Raw genomic sequence first — 394 nt, forward strand, 5'->3', positions numbered from 1 at the left:
CTGTAGGGCCGCTCGCCATTTCCGACGAAGTCAGCATGACCCTGATGCAGCACATCCGTGACCAGAGCAAAAAGGACACCGAAGCCTCTGGCGGCACCTGGAACGCCCACCCGGCGGAAGCGGTCATTGATGCGATGGTCAACGAGCACGGCCGCAAGGGCAAGGCCGCGGGCGCCGGTTTCTACGACTATCCCGCCAACGGCAAGAAACACCTTTGGCCGGAACTGGAAAGCCTGTTTGTAGATACCGACAAGGCAAGGACTGTTGAACTGCAGGAGCTGAAGGACCGGATCCTGTTTATCCAGGCCATCGAAACGGTCCGGTGCCTGGAGGAAGGGGTGCTACGCACGGTGGAGGATGCCAACATCGGCAGCATCTTCGGCATCGGTTACGC

General features: G+C 60.2%; 1 protein-coding gene. It reads left to right on the top strand.

Annotated features, from left to right (window positions below; all coding sequences use genetic code 11):
- Positions 1-394: 3-hydroxyacyl-CoA dehydrogenase family protein (locus tag FMN63_RS09675; protein ID WP_286192575.1), on the top strand; the 394-nt coding region annotated here is incomplete at both ends.

The organism is Stappia sp. BW2 (assembly GCF_008107695.1).
Classification (GTDB): domain Bacteria; phylum Pseudomonadota; class Alphaproteobacteria; order Rhizobiales; family Stappiaceae; genus Roseibium.